This is a genomic window from Sphingobacterium sp. 1.A.5 (genome assembly GCF_002734235.1).
Classification (GTDB): Bacteria; Bacteroidota; Bacteroidia; order Sphingobacteriales; family Sphingobacteriaceae; genus Sphingobacterium; species Sphingobacterium daejeonense.
The window spans coordinates 53,859-73,826 of the sequence record NZ_PEBA01000045.1 but is presented as its reverse complement, the minus strand read 5'-3'; the positions used below and the strand labels follow the sequence as shown (position 1 = coordinate 73,826).

17 protein-coding genes are annotated in these 19,968 nt (G+C 36.4%); 12 read left to right on the top strand and 5 right to left on the bottom strand.

Translation table 11 applies throughout. The features are described from left to right. Window position 1: 1 nt before the first annotated feature. The 3 genes from trpA (at window position 2) to CRT24_RS14665 (ending at window position 4,162) form a co-directional block, all read left to right on the top strand. Window positions 2-760 carry a tryptophan synthase subunit alpha gene (gene trpA / locus CRT24_RS14675; protein ID WP_099371967.1) on the top strand — a complete coding sequence of 253 codons (759 nt, stop codon included), beginning with the start codon at window positions 2-4 and terminating at the stop codon, window positions 758-760. Between the two features lie 418 nt (window positions 761-1,178). After that, complete coding sequence (locus CRT24_RS14670; RefSeq protein ID WP_144034592.1) at window positions 1,179-1,478, top strand: hypothetical protein; 300 nt, start codon at window positions 1,179-1,181, stop codon at window positions 1,476-1,478. A 56-nt stretch (window positions 1,479-1,534) separates the two neighbouring features. Beyond that, window positions 1,535-4,162, top strand: coding sequence for a TonB-dependent receptor domain-containing protein (locus CRT24_RS14665; RefSeq protein WP_099371965.1), 2,628 nt, complete (start codon window positions 1,535-1,537; stop codon window positions 4,160-4,162). Window positions 4,163-4,225: 63 nt separating this feature from the next. Here CRT24_RS14665 and CRT24_RS14660 read toward each other — a convergent pair whose 3' ends face one another. The 3 genes from CRT24_RS14660 to floA form a co-directional block, all read right to left on the bottom strand. Continuing rightward, a complete protein-coding gene (locus tag CRT24_RS14660; protein WP_099371964.1) occupies window positions 4,226-4,819 on the bottom strand; it encodes a Maf family nucleotide pyrophosphatase in 594 nt (197 codons plus the stop codon). Continuing rightward, window positions 4,819-5,337 (bottom strand): HAD family hydrolase, encoded by a 519-nt coding sequence (locus CRT24_RS14655; protein WP_099371963.1) that lies wholly within the window; start codon window positions 5,335-5,337, stop codon window positions 4,819-4,821. The genes CRT24_RS14660 and CRT24_RS14655 overlap by 1 nt, the downstream gene beginning before the upstream one ends. A 349-nt stretch (window positions 5,338-5,686) precedes the next feature. Continuing rightward, window positions 5,687-6,664 (bottom strand): flotillin-like protein FloA, encoded by a 978-nt coding sequence (floA, locus tag CRT24_RS14650; protein ID WP_099371962.1) that lies wholly within the window; start codon window positions 6,662-6,664, stop codon window positions 5,687-5,689. A gap of 506 nt (window positions 6,665-7,170) precedes the next feature. Here floA and CRT24_RS14645 point away from each other — a divergent pair. The 7 genes from CRT24_RS14645 (at window position 7,171) to CRT24_RS14615 (ending at window position 16,346) form a co-directional block, all read left to right on the top strand. Then, window positions 7,171-10,602, top strand: a complete 3,432-nt coding sequence (locus CRT24_RS14645) for a response regulator (RefSeq protein ID WP_099371961.1) — start codon at window positions 7,171-7,173, stop codon at window positions 10,600-10,602. Continuing rightward, the gene (locus CRT24_RS14640; protein ID WP_099371960.1) at window positions 10,590-11,423 is read left to right on the top strand and encodes a protein-glutamate O-methyltransferase CheR; all 834 of its coding nucleotides are present in this window, start codon (window positions 10,590-10,592) and stop codon (window positions 11,421-11,423) included. Before CRT24_RS14645 ends, CRT24_RS14640 begins: the two co-directional genes overlap by 13 nt. A 2-nt stretch (window positions 11,424-11,425) precedes the next feature. Further along, window positions 11,426-11,995 carry a chemotaxis protein CheB gene (locus CRT24_RS14635; protein WP_099371959.1) on the top strand — a complete coding sequence of 190 codons (570 nt, stop codon included), beginning with the start codon at window positions 11,426-11,428 and terminating at the stop codon, window positions 11,993-11,995. An 8-nt stretch (window positions 11,996-12,003) separates the two neighbouring features. Further along, window positions 12,004-13,626 (top strand): response regulator, encoded by a 1,623-nt coding sequence (locus tag CRT24_RS14630; protein ID WP_099372127.1) that lies wholly within the window; start codon window positions 12,004-12,006, stop codon window positions 13,624-13,626. 68 nt (window positions 13,627-13,694) lie between these two features. Next, entirely contained in the window at window positions 13,695-14,237 is a 543-nt protein-coding gene (locus CRT24_RS14625) for a plastocyanin/azurin family copper-binding protein (RefSeq protein WP_099371958.1), read from the top strand. Between the two features lie 198 nt (window positions 14,238-14,435). Then, complete coding sequence (gene lpdA / locus CRT24_RS14620; RefSeq protein WP_099371957.1) at window positions 14,436-15,842, top strand: dihydrolipoyl dehydrogenase; 1,407 nt, start codon at window positions 14,436-14,438, stop codon at window positions 15,840-15,842. Window positions 15,843-15,938: 96 nt separating this feature from the next. Beyond that, window positions 15,939-16,346 carry an acyl-CoA thioesterase gene (locus CRT24_RS14615; protein ID WP_099371956.1) on the top strand — a complete coding sequence of 136 codons (408 nt, stop codon included), beginning with the start codon at window positions 15,939-15,941 and terminating at the stop codon, window positions 16,344-16,346. Here the strand turns inward: CRT24_RS14615 and CRT24_RS14610 are convergent. Beyond that, window positions 16,343-16,639, bottom strand: coding sequence for a DUF3817 domain-containing protein (locus tag CRT24_RS14610; RefSeq protein WP_099371955.1), 297 nt, complete (start codon window positions 16,637-16,639; stop codon window positions 16,343-16,345). The two genes, CRT24_RS14615 and CRT24_RS14610, sit on opposite strands and share 4 nt — an antisense overlap. Window positions 16,640-16,831: 192 nt before the next feature. Here CRT24_RS14610 and lpdA (CRT24_RS14605) point away from each other — a divergent pair, with 192 nt between their 5' ends. Beyond that, window positions 16,832-18,220 (top strand): dihydrolipoyl dehydrogenase, encoded by a 1,389-nt coding sequence (lpdA, locus tag CRT24_RS14605; RefSeq protein ID WP_099371954.1) that lies wholly within the window; start codon window positions 16,832-16,834, stop codon window positions 18,218-18,220. 180 nt (window positions 18,221-18,400) lie between these two features. Continuing rightward, window positions 18,401-18,895, top strand: a complete 495-nt coding sequence (locus tag CRT24_RS14600; RefSeq protein WP_099371953.1) for a YdcF family protein — start codon at window positions 18,401-18,403, stop codon at window positions 18,893-18,895. A gap of 7 nt (window positions 18,896-18,902) precedes the next feature. On the opposite strand, the gene CRT24_RS14595 is transcribed toward CRT24_RS14600, so the two are convergent. Continuing rightward, window positions 18,903-19,940: a DUF2157 domain-containing protein gene (locus CRT24_RS14595; protein WP_099371952.1), complete on the bottom strand. Its 1,038-nt coding sequence runs from the start codon at window positions 19,938-19,940 to the stop codon at window positions 18,903-18,905. Between the last annotated feature and the right edge of the window lie 28 nt (window positions 19,941-19,968).

Below are 19,968 nucleotides of genomic sequence, written 5' to 3'. Positions count from 1 at the left end.
TATGATAGAGATTAATAAACAAGCAAACGGTTTGCTTTCGATATATTTTACTGCAGGGTATCCTCAAATTGACAGCACTATTGAAATTGCTGCAGCATTGGAAAAGGCCGGTGCAGATTTCCTAGAAATAGGTTTTCCATATTCTGATCCTGTTGCCGATGGTCCTACTATCCAACATAGTTCAGAGGTAGCCTTGAAGAATGGTATGACTTTGAATGTCCTTTTTGACCAATTGAAAGAACTTAGAAAAAGGGTTTCAATACCAGTTTTTTTGATGGGTTACGTAAATCCTGTGATTCAATTTGGTGTAGAAAATTTCTGCAAAGCATGCAAAGAAGTAGGTGTAAATGGAACGATTATCCCAGATTTACCTATGTATGAGTACGAAGATTTATACCAAGGTATTTTTGAGGAGAATAATGTGAGCAATGTATTCTTGGTTACTCCACAAACCTCGTCGGAAAGAGTAAAAAAAATCGATTCTTTGTCGACCAGCTTTATTTACTTGCTTTCCTCAAATGCTACCACAGGGACCAAACTAGATGTTCAAGAACAATCAGAGTCCTATTTCAAAAGGATTAAGGACATGGATTTGAAAAATCCTTTAATCATTGGTTTTGGCATTCACAATAGAGACACATTTGGGAAAGCCACACAATATGCAAATGGCGCCATTGTCGGAACTGCATTTGTCAAATTATTGGCGGAGGAAAACTATCTGGAGAAGATTCCGGGTTTTATCTCTGCTATCAAAGGATAAAAAAGGGGATGATTTCTCATCCCCTCTTATTAGTTAACTCTTTTCAGAATTTTGTTGAACAGGAAAATCACCAAGATTCCTGCTGATACGAGGCCGAATAAGCCAAAGTACAACAGATTTGGATGTGCAGCTAATGTTTCCATAAAAAAAGGTTTACAAAGTATTAAGTCAATTCGAATATAATTAGTGTGAATTCTTTTGACAAGAAAAAATTACAATTAATTATCCACATTTTATTAACTACTTTATTATCTTTGAACTGGTCATGAAAAAAATTGTAGCCATATGCTTACTATTGATTTATTCTGTATGTAGTACGGGAGCTAGTATTTATATGCATCATTGTGGAAAAAGCACATTATTTTCAGTTTTAGAAGAGGCCAAAGTATCACATGATAGTTGTCCAATGTGTGTTGATATGCACAAAGACCACGATCATGAAGATGATCAGACCAGTAAATCTGATTGTGAGGACAGTCACTCATGTCAAGACTCACAAGTTGATTTGGAGCTAACTGCTGAAAGCGACCAAGTTAGGTCTAAAATCCTATTTGGCAATATATTTGATTTTTCCCCTGCCGTTGTACTGATTCCTTGGATCTTAAGCAGCTGGGAATTAATCATTGAAGATCAACCCCAAGTTCCTATTCCCTTTAAACCCGCATTATTTGCGGAAAACCATTCTGTTTACTTATTAAACTGCAGTTTTATCATTTGATATTAATGTTTAAAAAATCGATCTAGACTTTTTAAATCATTAATAACATTTGAACTATGCACATATTTAGATATTTAATCGTATTTATTTTTATTTCCGTGGGCACCGGATTATTTGCCCAAGAAAAATTACAGACAGAAAAATTTGAGGTTGCTGGCAATTGTGCCATGTGTAAAAAACGCATTGAAACAGCTGGAAAGGATTCAGGTGCTGAATCCATTGAATGGGATGCTACAACCGGTATAGCTACTGTTACTTTTGATGCTGACAAAATCACAGTAGACAAAATAAAACAAGGTATTGCTGCTGTAGGACATGATACAGAAGGATTCAGAGCAGACGATGCCGTTTATGAGGAACTGCATGAATGTTGTCTTTATGATAGATTAGGTTCTGACGACCAACATTCGGCAGATACGACTCATGCAGATCATGCCCATGATGAAAATGGAGGACATGACCACGACCATGACCATGAAGTAACTGGCGTTGTTGTCAATGAAAGTGAAAAAGGCGACTTAACACCTATCACAGAGGTAACAATTTATTGGCTAGATGATCCCAGTAAAAAAGTTAAGACGAATGAAAACGGTGTTTTTAAGATAATGCACCAAAAGCCTTATCGTCGTTTGGTATTTTCACATGCTAGCATGCAAGGAGATACCGTTGAGGTAAAGAACCTTCATGAGGTTTTAGTAATCCAAGCCAGGAACAATACCTTACAAGAAATTGTAGTAACAAGGCGTCAAAAATCTAATTATATTTCTAAACTATCTCCAAACAGGGTTGAGACCATTACTGCCAAGGAACTTTTCAAAGCTGCATGTTGTGATTTAAGTGAGAGTTTCTCCACTAATGCGTCAGTCGATGTTGTGAGCAGTGATGCCGTAACGGGCAGTAAGCAGATTCAGATGCTTGGATTAGCAGGAATATACTCCCAATTGACCGTGGAGGGTTTACCAGGACCTAGGGGATTCGCATCACCATTAGGGCTAAACAGTATCGCTGGCACCTGGATTGAAGCAATTAATATTAGTAAAGGTATTGGTTCTGTTGCCAATGGTTTTGAGAATATGGCTGGACAGATCAATGTAGAATTAAAGAAACCTCACAACAGCGAGAAGCTTTATTTTAATGCCTATGCAAATAACATGGGAAGAACTGATGTGAACTTAAATTTATCCCATCATATCAATGAAAAATGGTCAGTTGGTCTCTTGTTGCATGATAATTTTATGTACAACAAAGAAATGAATTTCAGCAACAATGGTTTCCGTGATATGCCTGTAGGGAATTTATTTTCAGGAGTTAATCGTTGGCATTTTGAAAATGGGAAAGGTATTATTGCTCAATTTGGTGTAAAATTCTTACATGATGACCGTGTCGGTGGACAGATTGATTTCAACGAAAAAACTGATAAGTACACGACTAACAAATATGGTCTAGGGTTCAAGAATCAAAGGATCGAAGGGTTTGGTAAATTAGGCTATGTATTCCCAACGAACAAACACCGCAGTATTGGTTTGCAACTATCAGCAAGTCAATATAAACAAGAAAGCTATTTTGGACTTAATTCATATGATAATGAACAGAATTCATTTTATGCGAACCTTCTTTTTCAAGATATCTTAGGAAATGTTGCGCATAAATATAAGGTTGGAGCTTCACTGCAATATGATAAATTGAATGAGGACCTTAATCGATATAATTCAGAGAATGATTACAGTTATCAGTTTGGCAGGAAAGAAGCTGTTGCGGGTGCTTTTGCGGAATATACATTTAGTCCTAATGAAAAATTTGATGCTGTTTTAGGATTAAGGCAAGATTACAACAATATTTATGGTTGGTTTACTACGCCGAGAGCCGTATTACGTTATGAACCCGTTTTGGGGACAACGATTAGGTTGAGTTCTGGCCGCGGACAAAGAACTGCCAACATTTTTGCGGAGAATTTAGGAATCTTTGCTTCTAGCAGAACAATCAATGGACTGTCAACCTTAGTGAATGGAGAAGGTGCTTACGGGTTAAAGCCTGAAGTATCATGGAATACCGGTCTTACCTTTGACCAGAGCTTTCAATTATTCGGTAGGGAATCTGGAGTTTCAGTTGAATTGTTCCACAATAATTTCCAAAATCAAGTCGTAGTTGATTTTGAAAATCCTCGTGAAGTTTCATTCTATAACTTAGATGGCAAATCATATTCTAATAGTTTACAGGCAGAGTTAAGATTTATGCCGTTGAATCATTTCGAAGTGAGAATGGCTTATAGAATGTTAGATGTAAAGACGGATTATAATACAGGTACATTGCAAAAACCTTTGACAGCCAAACATAGAGGATTCATGAATTTGGCTTATAATCTCCATTCGGGATGGAGTTTTGATTATACTTTAAATGTAGTTGGTCCTAAAAGATTGCCAAATACGAGTAGCAATCCTGTAGAATATCAATTGGCAACACAGTCAGATGCGTATGTAACCATGAATGCTCAAGTGAGTAAATCTTTTGGAAAGAATAAGAATTTCGACATCTACCTTGGTGGGGAGAATCTGAGTAATTTCTATCAGAAAGATCCAATCCTAGCATTTGATCAGCCATTTGGACAAAATTTCGACACCAATATGCTTTGGGGTCCTATTGCTGGCCGAATGTTCTATACCGGAATCAGGTATCATATTAAATAATTTTGAGCAAATCCTAATGCTTCAAATATAAAGGGCGAGAGTATATATTCTCGCCCTTGTTTTTTATTTGAACATTTTTTTCAGTTCTTTTTGAAGTCTTGCAGTAGGCAGACCGATTACGTTTTCATAGGAACCTACAATCCTTTCAATGCCAACTCTCCCGATCCATTCTTGTATGCCATATGAACCCGCTTTGTCCATTGGTTTGTACTTCATAACATAATATTTAATCTCTTCGCCAGACAACTCATTGAACCAAACTATGGTTTCTTCAACAAATGAAATCCTTTTTCCTTGATATGAAATAGCGACTGCAGTATATACTTTATGTTCTTTGCCTGAAAGTCCTGAAATTACGTCAATAGCTTCATTTTCATCCTTTGGTTTACCAATTACAGTACCCATGTGATCTACAACAACAGTATCTGCACAGATGATCAATTTATCGTACAATCCATTATCATCGAAAGCACCTAACTTTGTTTCAGCTATAAATTTCACGGCGGAAATAGGATCTAAACTTTCATCAAAGCTTTCATCTGTTTCCCTAATCTCTACAGTAAATGCAAGGTCCATTGAGGACAATAATTCTTTTCTTCTTGGAGATTTAGATCCTAAAATGATAGGAACCTTTTTTATTCTTTCCTGTAAAATCATTAAACACTTTTAATTTCAGTTTGAACACCCCACTTACCTTTGAGTTTTAGTATCTTCTCCAATACATCTCTCACCACACCTTCACCACCATTCTTTGGCGACATATAATGCGAGATAGTTTTGATATCTTCTACCGCATCATTTGGGCATACTGCAAGTCCAACCGCTTGCATTACCTCGTAGTCTGGCATGTCATCACCCACATACATTAGATCGAAATGATTCAATTCATATTTTGCCTGGAGCTGTTTCAATATTTCCATTTTATTCTTTACCCCCAAATGGATTTCAGTAATTCCCAGTCCTTCTAGTCTTTTGCGAACACCTTCAGATTTACCTCCGGAGATAACCCAAATATGCAAACCCATTTTTACAGCTAATTGCATAGCATATCCATCTTTTACAAAGAAAGAACGAAGCTGTTCTCCATTTTCGGTAACCAAAAGTTTCCCATCAGTTAATACCCCATCGACATCCAATACTACTGCTTTAATCCCAGCAAATTTTTTTAAGACCATAATGAATTGATATCCTCAAAAATAAATAAATTTTAGAGACCTTATTGAGTCAATTTTTAATCCGATTAAGCCAATTTTTTATTTGTTGCAACAGATAAATCAGAGAATTGTCAGAAAATGGTTGCAAAGGAAACTTTTTCTCTAAAACTCTTGGCTAATATTAATTCTCAGCGTACCTTTGTTTCATAATTCCACGTATAAGTAGAATTAATATTTAAAAATTGTCTTTTCATAATTTAGGTTTATAATTGGTTAGTATCAAACCCTGGCGCCCATCGTCAGGGTTTTTTTGTATTAAAAAAGCCATGCATTTATTTATTGCATGGCTTTTTTACTAATTGAATATTTTTTATTTTTTATCCGGACCTTGAGGTTTTGAGATTGATGTTCTCATTTCAGTATCTGCCTGAATATTCTGCATTTTATAGTAATCCATAATTCCGAGATTACCGTTTCTAAAAGCTTCGGCCATTGCCATTGGCACTTGCGATTCCGCTTCAATTACTTTTGCTTTAGCTTCTTGCGCTTTAGCCCTCATTTCTTGTTCTGTTGCTACCGCCATTGCCCTACGTTCTTCAGCCCGAGCATTTGCCACTTTCAGGTCCGCTTCAGCTTGATCAGTTTGAAGTTTTGCACCCACGTTTTCGCCAATATCGATATCTGCAATATCAATAGATAATATTTCAAAGGCAGTACCTGAGTCCAGACCTTTAGAAAGGACCGTTTTGGATATCCTATCTGGATTTTCTAAGACCTCTTTATGGTTTAATGAAGAACCAATAGTTGTTACGATACCCTCACCTACACGCGCTAGGATTGTTTCTTCACCGGCACCCCCTACTAATTGGTTGATATTTGCACGTACTGTTACTCTCGCTTTTGCAATCAATTGAATTCCATCCTTTGCTACAGCTGCTACAGGAGGAGTATTGATGACTTGAGGATTTACAGAAAGCTGTACCGCATCAAATACATCACGACCTGCGAGATCAATTGCCGTTGCCAATTTAAAATCCAAGGGAATATTTGCCTTATCTGCAGAAATCAATGCTTTAATAACTTTATTGACATTTCCTCCGGCCAAATAATGTGTCTCAATTTCATTAGATGTAATTTTAAGACCAGCTTTTGTAGAAGTGATCATTGCATTGGTTACCAATGATGGTGGAACCTTACGCAAACGCATCAGAACTAAATTTAATAGACTGATTTTTACATTAGACAATTGAGCTGTAAACCAGAGATTTACAGGGAGTATGTATAACAATAGAAAGATTGCTACTACAGATCCTGTGATAATGAGAACTAATTGAATTGGTGAATCCATTAACTTATAGATTAATATTGTTTTCTGACTTCTTAAAGATAAAAAAATAAATCAAACAGATTCTCATTATCCTTCTTATTAATCGATTATTTTTCAGGCACATTTCCCAAAAAGAGTTTAAAAATCTTTAAACATTAAGAAAGTATTTATATTTTTATATGTTGCGCCACACAGATGGATGGATAGGCTAAATTCAACAATTATTAATATTGAATTTAACACTAACTTGCTTATTATTAATTTTTTACCCTTGGTTAAGTGAATTTTTAAACAAAAAAACAGATTTTACAACGATCAATTCGTTGGATTTGAACCATTTGATTAAAAAAACAAGTATTTGTAAAAGAATTAAACAAGACTATGTTTATCATTTTCTTCCTTACATTTGCAAAAATTTTAGTCAAATGAGGTAACAGGCTAATTGCCTCAAAATCTTATATTTGAAAGTTTTTCAATGGACTTTAATTTTGTACTTATGAATTTTATCGCTAACATTCTTTTCTAACATGAATAAGTTTAGTCAATTAAGATGGCAATTTATTGCAAGTATTATTGTTGCCAATCTAATTATTATTTTTTCTTATTGGTATTTCCTCAACAAACAGAACGCCTATTCCAATAACATCAATCACTACATTGAATTAGGTCAAGAGCGTTTTTATTTGATTCAAGAATGGGAGCTTGATCTTCAGAAACTTTCTAAATACAAAAACCTGGAACGCACTTCAGAACCTTTGGTTGAAGAACAACTAAATGATGAGGTTCAAGAGATCATCAGAAAGATTGAGGAACCCAACGACCTATATGCTGTTGCCCCTGCCTCAGTTGAACTCGTAAAAACTCTTACACAGTCAATCGTCAACAATGATCATGATTTCAACACTGAGAATTCTGACGCTATTTTAAAGTCATTGGCTGAAGAACAGACTCGTATAAATGAGGCTAGAAACGCCTTTACCAATGATGTGATACTAGCACGACAAACCCTGACTGATCAAGGCAACAAAGAACTTTCAAAAACACGAGTATTTACAGCGATATTAGGAGTTCTTTCTTTGTTGGTCATTTTCTTTGCTTTTTTCCAAACGTTGAGGATCTTGGAATACCTGCGAAGAAATACTAGAAAAGAAAAAGAACTGAACAATAATTTAACGAAGACTTCCGAAGAGCTTGAAAATGTAAATTGGGTATTGACGAATTCTTCCAAGCTTCATAATACCATCTCCAGTGTAAATTCTGAAGCTGAGATTGCAAATACATCTTTGGGAGTGATATCCGAAGTCACAAAATCATTTGCTGGTGCTTTTTACATTCGTAAAATAGACTCTTATGAGTTTGCTTTAAAGGATTCAATTGGTCTCGATGAAATTGATAAGATTGAAGAGTTTAAATTAGGTGAAGGAATACTCGGTTCTGTGGTTGATTCTAAAAAACCGAAGATCCTACCTTCAATCGACATCAACAATACAAAGATAAAAACCGGCACAATAAAAGCTATTGAAGCAGATGTAATCTTATATCCAATTGTTTATGAAGATTATTGCATTGCCTTAATAGAGATTATTGGAACTTATCCAGAATCAAAACGTGAAAATATATTAACGTACCTCAATAGAACAAGTCGTTCTATTGGTTCTTCGCTACACAGCAGACAAAGTCATGCATTGGTTGAAGGTTTATTGGAAGAAACTCAACGACAAACCGAAGAACTTGAGGCACAACAAGAGGAGTTGCGAATTACCAATGAGGAGTTGGTGTATAAAACCAACCTATTAGAGGCATCTGAGGAAGAATTACGTGTTCAACAGGAGGAACTTTCACAAGCTAATAAAGAGCTTAATGAAAAAGCCGCAGAACTGGAAAAAAGGAATACTGATCTAAATCATGCACATAGCATTGTTGAACAGAAGATAACTGAGGTTGAACAGGCAAGTAAATATAAGTCAGAATTTATGGCAAACATGAGCCATGAATTAAGGACGCCACTGAATAGCATCCTGATCTTGGCCAAACTACTTCAAGACAATAAGCATGATAATCTAAGTGATGAGCAGGTTAAATATGCATCTGTAATTCATAATGCCGGCTCAGATCTATTGCAATTGATCAATGAATTGCTTGATTTGGCAAAAATTGAATCAGGTAAAGTTGAGATCCACAAGGATTCAATCAACAGCAAATCATTTGCTTCCAATTTAGAATCCCTGTTTAAAGAGGTAGCGAAGGAAAAATCAATTCAATTTAAAATTGACACTTCTAATTCACCTGATGAATTCATTACGGATGAATACCGTCTTGAACAGGTTTTAAAGAACTTCCTTTCTAATGCATTTAAGTTCACGGCTCCAAATGGCGAGATTAAACTTCAAATTTTCAACCAAACTGGCAATCTTCATTTTGCAGTTTCTGACAATGGAAAGGGAATATCTGAAGATAAACAAGCATTGATTTTCGAAGCATTCCGACAAGAAGATGGATCTACCAGTCGGAAATATGGTGGCACAGGCTTAGGCTTATCAATTTCAAAAGAAATAGCATCCTTATTAGGTGGGCGTATAACATTAGAGAGTGAATCAGGGAAAGGAAGTAAGTTCACCTTGATCATTCCATTTAATGAAGTTCCGGAGGCCAATCAAAAGTCAATTCCGATAGCTATAAAACCTGCTGTTTCAACAAAACTGCCACAAGAAGGTGATATTGTTTCAATTACTGAGGTTAAGCTGGATGACCTTGAGATTGAACTCCGAGAGAACAAAACCATTCTTATCATTGAAGATGATGTCAATTTTGCTGACATTCTGAAGGAATTTGCTGAAGAATTCGGGTTTCACGTTCAGAATGCATATGATGGCATGGCGGGAATTCAGATGGCCAAAGACTTCATTCCAGATGCCATCATCCTAGATGTTATGCTACCATTGGCTGACGGCTGGGAAGTTTTGAAAACCTTGAAGGCAAATGAATCCACCAAGCATATTCCTATCCATATGATGTCAGCTGCCAATTTCAACAAGAAGGATTTCCTTGAAAGTGGAGCAATTGGTTTCATGGCGAAGCCCGTGACAGGAGAAAGTATCAGTCAAGCATTTGAAAACATCAAGCTGAATGTGGACAAGGAACTGAAGAAGATACTTTTGATTGAAGATCAGGAATTCCAGAGTGACCTTATTAAAAAAGCCTTCGCAGAGCAGAACATCAATGTTATTCAAGCTTTCACTGTTGAATCAGGATTAAAAAAGTTAGAACAGGAGAAGAATTTAGATTGTATCATTTTAGATGTCAAGTTACCTGATGGCAGCGGTTTAGAAATGTTGGATGTCATCAAATCCAATCCTAAGTATGAAAAGCTACCTGTAATCATAAATACAGCGTATGATTTAAGTACAGAACAAACGGAAAGGATCATGAGACATACACAGTCTATGGTTTTAAAGTCTAGTAAATCAAACAATAGATTGATTGATGAGGTCAACCTTTTCTTAAATAAACTTTCAAAGCCTGCTTATAATCCTATAAAGCATCCTGAGAAGATAAGTCCTAAGGAGAATTACGGGACAAGTACTCTTGATCACAAAACGGTTTTGATTGCTGATGACGATATGCGGAATGTATTTGCCTTGACTTCTTCACTCCAGCAGTACAATATGCAGATTGAAATTGCAAACAATGGATTGGAGGCCTTAAACATTATCAACGATGGCAACAAGACGATAGATATTGTCTTAATGGATATCATGATGCCAGAAATGGACGGTTATGAGGCGATTCAGGAAATAAGGAAAAATAAAAAGTTCAATCAATTGCCTATCATAGCCGTAACAGCAAAAGCGATGAAAGGTGACCGTGAGAAATCAATAGAGCTAGGAGCGAATGACTATGTCAGCAAGCCTATTGATTTAGACAAATTAGTATCATTAATGCAAGTATGGCTGAGTTAAAGGGTCCTTATGAATTGAGTTTTCAAGAGGTAGAAGAAATCGTATTTCTACTGAAGAATGTATCTGATTTTGATTTATCAGGATATACACGTTCTTCATTAAAACGTAGGATTCAGCGGATCATGAATCTTGAAGACATGGATATGGTTGATTTGAAAAATGCCTTGATCAATGTCGATGGATTTCAGCAATACTTTATTCAGGAAGTGACCGTGAATGTCACTGAAATGTTCCGTGACCCTGGATTCTTCAATAAACTCAACAAGGATATCATCCCTTATCTACAGACCTTTCCTAGGATAAAGATTTGGAGTGCGGGCTGCTCTACCGGCGAGGAAGTTTATTCTTTAGCCATTTTATTAAAAGAAAATAACCTCAGTGACCGATCATTTATTTACGGCACTGATATCAACAGCAAAGTTCTAGATGTCGCAAAAAAAGGGATTTATCCTCTGAAGAAGTTCAAGGAATATTCTGATAATTTCAATGCATATAATTCTACTGAAAGTCTTTCAAATTATTATACGGCAAGATATGATGCAGCGATTATCAACCATGATCTAAGACAGAACATTTTATTCTCGACACATAATTTGGCTACTGACCAGGTTTTTAATGAGTTTCAGCTCATCACTTGTAGGAATGTATTGATTTACTTTGATCTCAGGCTACAAGAACATGTCATCAATTTATTCTATCAATCATTAGCATTATTTGGGTTTCTATGTTTGGGGACAAAGGAGACCTTGATTCGACATGATATCATGGAGAATTTTAAGGTGATTGACAAGGAATATAACATCTACCAAAAAATCAAATAGAAATGGAGATTCCATCAGAAAACATCATCGTTATCGGCGGTTCCGCAGGAGCCTATGAACTGATTGTGGAAATTCTTGACAGTCTTCCAACAGCATTCAGCGACGCTATTGTCATTGTGCTTCACCGTAATTCGAAGTATGAAACGAAAATAGAATGCAGTTTATCAAAACGGCTTAATCGCAATGTTATTTCAGTTCGCGACAAACTTCCGATATTAGGAAATCACATATATTTTGCACCTCCGGGTTACCACACTTTAGTGGAACCGGACCATATTTTTTCTTTGGACATTTCTGATCCTGTTCAGTTTTCCAGGCCATCTATCGATGTATTTTTTGAATCAGTTGCTGCGGTTTATGGTAAACATGCGACAGCATTTATTCTGTCTGGAGCAAATAATGATGGATCAGAAGGATTAAAGACCTTAATTAACTACGGAGCGGTTTGCTATGCACAGAACCCTCAAGAAGCAGTGATTGAGACTATGCCACAAGCAGGGATGCAATCCTCAAAAAAGGTTAAGGTTCTTTCCAATCAACAAATTATAGATTATTTCAGTCAGTTAACGTAATGTCACCTATGAAAACGATCAATATTCTGATATTGGATGATAAGGAAGAAAATATCATCAGTCTTCATGCCTTGCTACAGGAAGTAGACCATGTAAATATCATAAGTTCCACTGATCCCAACGATGCTCTTAAAATTTGTTGGAAGGATGATATATCAATTGCTTTGGTAGACGTTCAAATGCCAGAAATCAATGGATTTGAGTTTGTTTCATTACTAAAATCAAATCCTAAAACCAGCCATATCATGGCTATCATGGTTACCGCAATTTCGAAGGAAGATAAATACCTCTTGAAAGGTTTAGAAAGTGGTGCTGTTGATTATCTCTACAAGCCATTAAATCCTGAAATCACTATTGCCAAGGTTAAATCTTTTGTTCAACAGATTTTGATTCAGCAGGAATTGATTCAAAAGAACAAGGAACTTGAAGAATCCAAGATTGAATTATTAAAAACTCGTGAGGAGGCTATTCAAGCCAGGAAATCTAAAGAAATATTTTTAGCCAACATGAGCCATGAGATCCGAACACCTATTAATGGCATTATGGGAATCATGCATATGTTCAAAAGTTCGGAGTTAACGGTAGAACAAAAAGACTGGTTAAAAAGGTTGGACAATGCTTCACATTCATTATTATTGATTATCAATGACATTTTGGATCTTTCGAAGATAGATTCAGGGATGTTGAAAATTGAATTTGAGGATTTCAGTCTGACAAAGATGATTGAGGACATCAATAGGATTTTCAAGATCAAGGCTACCCACAAGAACCTCAAGTTCAATATTGAAGTTGAAGAAGATGTTCCACAGTATATACATTATGATTCTTTACGTCTACAACAAATCATTAGCAATTTCGTATCAAACAGTTTAAAGTTCACCGAAAAGGGATCTATTAAATTGACTGTTCAAGTGATTAACAAGGATTTTGAGCGTTATCAGCTTCGTTTTTCGGTAAAAGACACTGGAATTGGTATTCGTGAGGATTCTGTTGACAAAATATTTATGGCTTTTGAACAGGCAGACGATGGTATTACCAAAAAATTTGGCGGTACGGGTCTAGGCTTGGCAATTGTTAAACGTTTGGCCAAGTTGCTGAACGGAGATGTTGGAGCCAACAGTGTCTATGGTGAAGGTTCTGAATTTTATTTTGAGGGTTGGTTTGAGGAGTCGGCGCAGAGTGAAGTTGAAAAAGAGAAAGAAGTTCCTACGTACAACAGCTTTCCAAAATTTGAAAAGATGAAAGTTTTGGTAGCTGAGGACAATGAATTGAACTCGTTCATGTTGGCGCATATGTTAAGAAGTTGGAATTGCCATGTTGATATTGTCAAAAATGGCCGTCTTGCTCTTGAAAAGGTTGAGAGTGAGCAATATGATCTGATCTTAATGGACACCCATATGCCTATTATGAGTGGTTTTGAGGCGATCAAGGAAATCAAGAATCACATTATTCCTGAAAAGCATGGTATTCCAATCATCACTATTTCAGCTTCGGTATTGGAGCATGAGCAAGCTGCGGCCTATCAAGCTGGTGCCGACGGTGTTATTGGCAAACCATTTGATCCGATCGAGCTATATCAAAAAATAATTCAGGTTACTAATAAAAATAAGAATCCAAAAATGACCTCTTAACAATTTAAAGCTCGTTTAAATCAATAATTTATGTTAAATTCGTATAAAATTATATTATAAAAATAGCTATGAAGAAATTATTCATCATTCCAGCGCTAGTTTTAGCAATTGGAATTACTTCTTGTGGCAATAACGCTGAGAAGAAAGAGGAAGGCGCTTCAACCGAAACCACTACACCAACAGAAACTGAAGCAACTACGACAACTGAGACTGTACCAGGGATAGAGAATGTTACTCTATCGAATGCATGGACAGTTGAAGGAAACGATCAAATGCAATTTAATACAAACTTAATTCGTGTTAAAGCTGGCGAGCCTGTAGAATTAACGTTCAAAAACGTAGGTACTATGCCAATCGAGTCAATGGGTCATAACTTTGTAGTTTTGAAACCAGGCGTTGATATCGCTACATTTGGAGGAGAGGCTGCGGCTGCAGCGGATAATCAATATATCCCTAAATCTGCATTATCTTCAATCGTTGCGCACACAAAATTATTAGGTCCAGGTCAAGAAGATAAAATTACATTTACTTTAGAAAAAGGTGTTTATCCTTATCTATGTAGTTTCCCTGGTCACTTTGGAATTATGCAAGGTAAAATCGTTGCAGAATAATTTTAAAGAAGAATATAAAAATCTAGGGCCACCATTTGGGGCCCTATTTTTTTGTCATTGATTTTCTTCCTTCCCACCGATTTGAATTGGATTCGGGTCATGATTGATTGAAAAATCTAAATACTAAATACTCCTTTCTAAATACTTTATTTCCGTTTTAAAACTGTAAATTTGCCACGTAAACAAAGAAAAAATTCTATGCAATACGACGTAATCGTAATCGGAAGTGGTCCAGGTGGTTATGTTGCCGCTATCCGCTGTGCGCAATTAGGCTTAAAAACAGCTGTTATTGAGAAATATAGCACTTTTGGAGGTACCTGTCTTAACGTTGGATGTATTCCATCAAAAGCATTGTTAGATTCATCAGAACACTATCACAATGCTGCTCATAATTTTGAACAACACGGTATTAGCTTGAGCAACCTGAAAGTTGACATGAAAAAAATGATCGACCGTAAGAATGATGTAATTGCTCAAAACACTGCTGGTATCACATTTTTATTTAAAAAGAACAAAATCGACAGCTTCCAAGGCGTAGGATCTTTTGTTGACAAAAACACGATAAAGGTTACTGCTGAAGATGGCAAGGTTGAGGAATTAAGCACTAAAAATGTAATTATAGCTACCGGTTCAAAACCAACTGCATTACCTTTCCTTCCTATCGATAAGAAACGTATCATCACTTCTACTGAAGCATTAAATCTTACAGAAGTTCCTAAACATCTGATTGTCATTGGTGGTGGAGTTATCGGTTTGGAATTAGGTTCAGTTTACGCAAGACTTGGTGCTAAGGTTTCAGTAGTCGAATATGCGAAATCAATTATCCCTACCATGGATGCTGGTCTTGGTAAAGAATTACAACGAGTTTTGAAGAAAAACTTAGGTATGGAATTCTTCTTGAACCACAAAGTTACTGGTGCTACAGTTAAGGGCAAAAAAGTATCTGTTACTGCAAAAGATTCTAAGGATCAAGATGTTGTATTAGAGGGAGATTATTGCATTGTTGCTGTTGGAAGAACGGCATACACTGAAGGTTTAGGCCTTGAAAACATTGGCATCAAAACGGAAGAAAGAGGAAACAAAGTTCCTGTTAACGAGCATTTGGAGACTTCTGTTGCTGGTGTTTATGCCATTGGGGACGTGATCAAAGGTGCTATGTTGGCTCACAAAGCAGAAGATGAAGGTATCTACGTAGCTGAGGCAATTGCAGGACAAAAACCTCATATTGATTATAACTTAATCCCAGGAGTAGTTTATACATGGCCTGAGGTTGCTGCAGTAGGTAAAACTGAAGAGCAACTAAAAGAAGAAGGTAAAAAATATAAAGCTGGAAGCTTCTCATTCAAGGCATCTGGACGTGCTAAAGCATCGGGTGACACTGATGGTTTCATTAAAGTATTAGCTGATGCTGAGACTGATGAGATCCTAGGAGTTCAGATGATTGGTCCACGTGCTGCAGATATGATTGCTGAGGCTGTGGTTGCTATGGAATACCGTGCATCTGCAGAAGATATCGGTAGAATATGCCATGCTCACCCTACCTTTACTGAAGCATTCAAAGAAGCTGCACTTGCAGCGACTGCAAACAGAGCGATCCACGCTTAATAAAAATTCAAAAGGGCAAACAAATTAGTTTGCCCTTTTTATTTCTTCTTCCCGTTTTTTCTTGATACTTATCGTCAGATTTTCATATTTTGTATTATGAACTTTTATACTCGAAAATGGGTCAAACCCGAAGACCTAAACCCTAATGGTTCTTTATTTGGAGGAACATTACTAAGATGGATAGATGAAGAAGCAGTTATCTATGCTATTGTACAACTCGGGAATCCACATGTAGTTACAAAATACATTTCAGAAATAAATTTCGTCAGCTCTGCAAAGCAAGGGGATATTATTGAGCTCGGTATTGAGGCCACTAACTTTGGGCGGACCTCCTTGACCATGAGATGTGTTGTGAGGAATAAAATCACCAGGATGGTTATTCTATCGATTGATAAGTTAGTTTTTGTCAATTTAGACAAAGACGGTACCCCAACCCCACATGGCAAAACAGAAATTACGTACGCCTATATGGGGATTGAGCCCAACATCAACAAGCGGGATTAAGCTGCTCTTTGAGCGTTAATTTCTTTTTTAAGATCTTTTTCGACCCAAAAAGAAACTATTGGGATCAAGCTCAGGACAAAATATTTCACAACTCGACCAAATTTCCAGTTATAAGTTTGCCAACATGCTATTAAAAGGACAACGAATAGTACTACTAGAAATCCATGGATTGACCCTGCAACGCGTACAGCTTCGGGGATTCCACCAAAATACTTTAAAGGCATAGCGACAAAAAACAACAAAACGGTAGAGATTGCCTCCCATAGGGCAACTTGCTGAAATATTCTTAACATATAAATTACTATTAGTCAGCGCAAAGAAAAGGAAAACCTTTATGTAAAGGAAATGCCCAAGTGGGAAGTGACCTCGATATGACATATAGGGCATAAAAATGACTTTCTTGCCGAAAAGATATGACCTGACTAAATAAAAAATGTGTATTTTTGATGAATTGTATTTTGCAAACATAACGACAATTAATATTTATGAATTACGACATTATTGTTATCGGTAGTGGTCCAGGTGGATACGTTGCGGCAATCCGCGCTGCTCAATTAGGATTCAAAACTGCCATTATCGAACGTGACGCATTAGGTGGAATTTGCCTTAACTGGGGTTGTATTCCTACCAAAGCACTATTGAAAAGTGCTCAAGTATTCGAATATTTAAATCATGCTGCTGATTATGGTATCAAAGTAAATGGTGGAGAAGCCGACTTTGATGCTATTGTGAAAAGAAGTCGTGGTGTAGCAGATGGCATGAGTAAAGGTATCCAGTTCTTAATGAAGAAGAACAAGATCGATGTGATTTTGGGTACGGCAAAGATTAAAAAAGGTGGTAAAATCGAAGTGAAAGCGGCAGACGGATCTACCAAAGAATATACAGCGAAACACACTATCCTTGCTACAGGAGCTCGTTCTAGAGAACTTCCTAACCTTCCGCAAGATGGCAAGAAAATTATCGGTTACAGACAAGCAATGGTTCTTCCAAAACAACCTAAATCAATGGTTGTAGTAGGTTCGGGTGCAATCGGAGTTGAATTTGCATACTTCTATAATGCAATCGGCACTAAAGTTACCATCGTTGAATTTATGGACCGCATCGTTCCAGTTGAAGATGAGGAAGTTTCAAAACAATTAGAAAAATCCCTTAAAAAAGCTGGAATCAACATCCTTACCAAATCTGAAGTACAATCAGTAGATACGAAAGGTGATCTTTGTAAAGTTTCAATCAAAACAGAAAAAGGAACTGAGACATTAGAAGCTGAAGTTGTACTTTCTGCTGTTGGTATTACTCCAAACATTGAAAACTTAGGTCTTGAAGAAGTAGGTGTAAAAACTGATAAAGGCCGTGTTGTTGTTGATGACTATTATAAAACTAACATCGATGGTGTTTATGCTATCGGAGATATTGTAAAAGGACAGGCATTAGCTCACGTAGCTTCGGCTGAAGGTATCACTTGTATTGAGAAGATCAAAGGTTTACATGTTGACCCTATTGATTACAACAATATTCCAGGATGTACTTATTGTTCTCCAGAGGTTGCTTCTGTAGGTTTTACAGAAAAAGCAGCTAAAGAAGCTGGATATGAAATCAAGGTTGGAAAATTCCCATTCTCAGCATCAGGTAAAGCATCTGCTGCTGGCGCGAAAGATGGATTTGTAAAAGTGATCTTTGACGCGAAGTATGGCGAATTCTTAGGTGCTCACCTTATTGGAGCAAATGTAACTGAAATGATTGCAGAAGTAGTTGTAGCCCGTAAATTGGAATCTACAGGTCATGAAATCTTGAAAGCAGTTCACCCACACCCTACGATGAGTGAAGCGATTATGGAAGCAGTAGCTGATGCATACGGTGAAGTAATCCATCTATAAGAAAAAATCAATTCAATTATATAAGGCTACCTTACCGGGTAGCCTTTTTTGGATATCAATGATTGATAATCAATTTTTTAATCATTATTTTTTATACTTTTGATTAATATTTTTTATTAATATTATTAATAATTAAACTATATTACATCGACAATTCCAAAATTATAGATTTGATTATTGATGAATAAATTAATTATGGTGCTTGGAGCACCAAACGATGACAACGGCCAACTATCTCCTATTGCTATCGATAGATTATACAGAGCATTTGATTTGGCTACCTGTTACTGCACGGCGAAAATTATATGTACTGGAGGAAAAGGAGAGCATTTCAATAATACTTCAAAACCACACTACTATTATGCACAAGAATTCCTGATCTTGAAAGGGATTCCGAAAGAAAGGTTTTTAAAAGGAATAGCATCTACTAATACGGTCCAAGATTTTTCGATGTCAAAATCCTTTTTAGAGAAATATAATCCTGATCTGTTGGTAATCATTACATCCGAATTTCATATCGAAAGGGTAAAATTAATTGCTGAAAAGATCATCCCAAAAATAAAAAAGTTTTATGCTTCCGTTGCTTCCTCTTTGACGGAAGAAGAACTAAAACCATTGAAGGAACATGAGAAAAATGCCGTATATTTCTTAAAGGAACATGGTATTAAATATTGATAAGCATTTATTTTTTCTTCCATATACTTTCTGCCCAGCGTCCTACAAACCAGAAAGATATGGCAATTAAAAGGAAGAAAATAGTCCTATTCATATTATCCCATAAATACTCTACAAATCGGGTATACAAGTTTAGAATAAAGAATACAAAACCAATGTCTCTTGACACATGGTCTTTAGTTTTCATTCCATAAATCGCCAGCCCCAAAGAGATACCGATTCCCAACAATCCCCAGTAGAAAATTTCGTACTGTCGAACACTCGACCATTTATCGAAATCGCTATAATTTCCAAAAATAGAAAGCATCCACAGCGCGATCATCGTATATAACAACCCGACTACATATGACGTGGATTGGAAAATAGATAATGACTTAATTCTTGGTTGGATAAAAATTGCAAATCCAGTCAATAATAGTCCAAATATGGTAAACCTAAGGGGATAATTCATACCCCAGAATTTAAAACCCCAATTACTATGATAAGCTGTTTCTGTGGCAAACCAGATTCCTAATGCCACTAATGTAAATACCCACAATAATTTTGAAGATAGCTTAATGGATAACACAGCATAAATGATAATCGACAATAAGAACAATAAAGTGAAATGGTTTTCATTTCGATCGAGCACTTGTCCTAGGAAGCCGATACTTGCAGCAGTTGAAAAGGCGCCTGCCAACATCAAGGTTTCATTGGAAAAGTTTTTGTCTGGATTTTTAGCTTTATTCCGAAACCCTAATAGGTAAAATAATATTGCTAACCCTGCAAATCCTAAACAGAAAACCACGTTTGGAGTTTCGTAAAATTTTTCGACGAGATCTGAAAGGTAACTATCTGAAAACAAAGAAACCACGGAGAAAATCAACGATGCCAAAGCGATCCAGAAAGCATATCGTGCTAGCATTCCCCATTCAAAACCTTTATCATCTAAGTTTTCTTTTAATTCATCAGATTTTTCCTTGGTCAATAGCTGTTCCGATTCCCAATGTCCCAATGCCTGTTCTATAATTTCTCTTTCGGTTTTATTTACGTCTAGCTTCTTCAAAATGTGATTATTTGTTATTTAAAGGTAA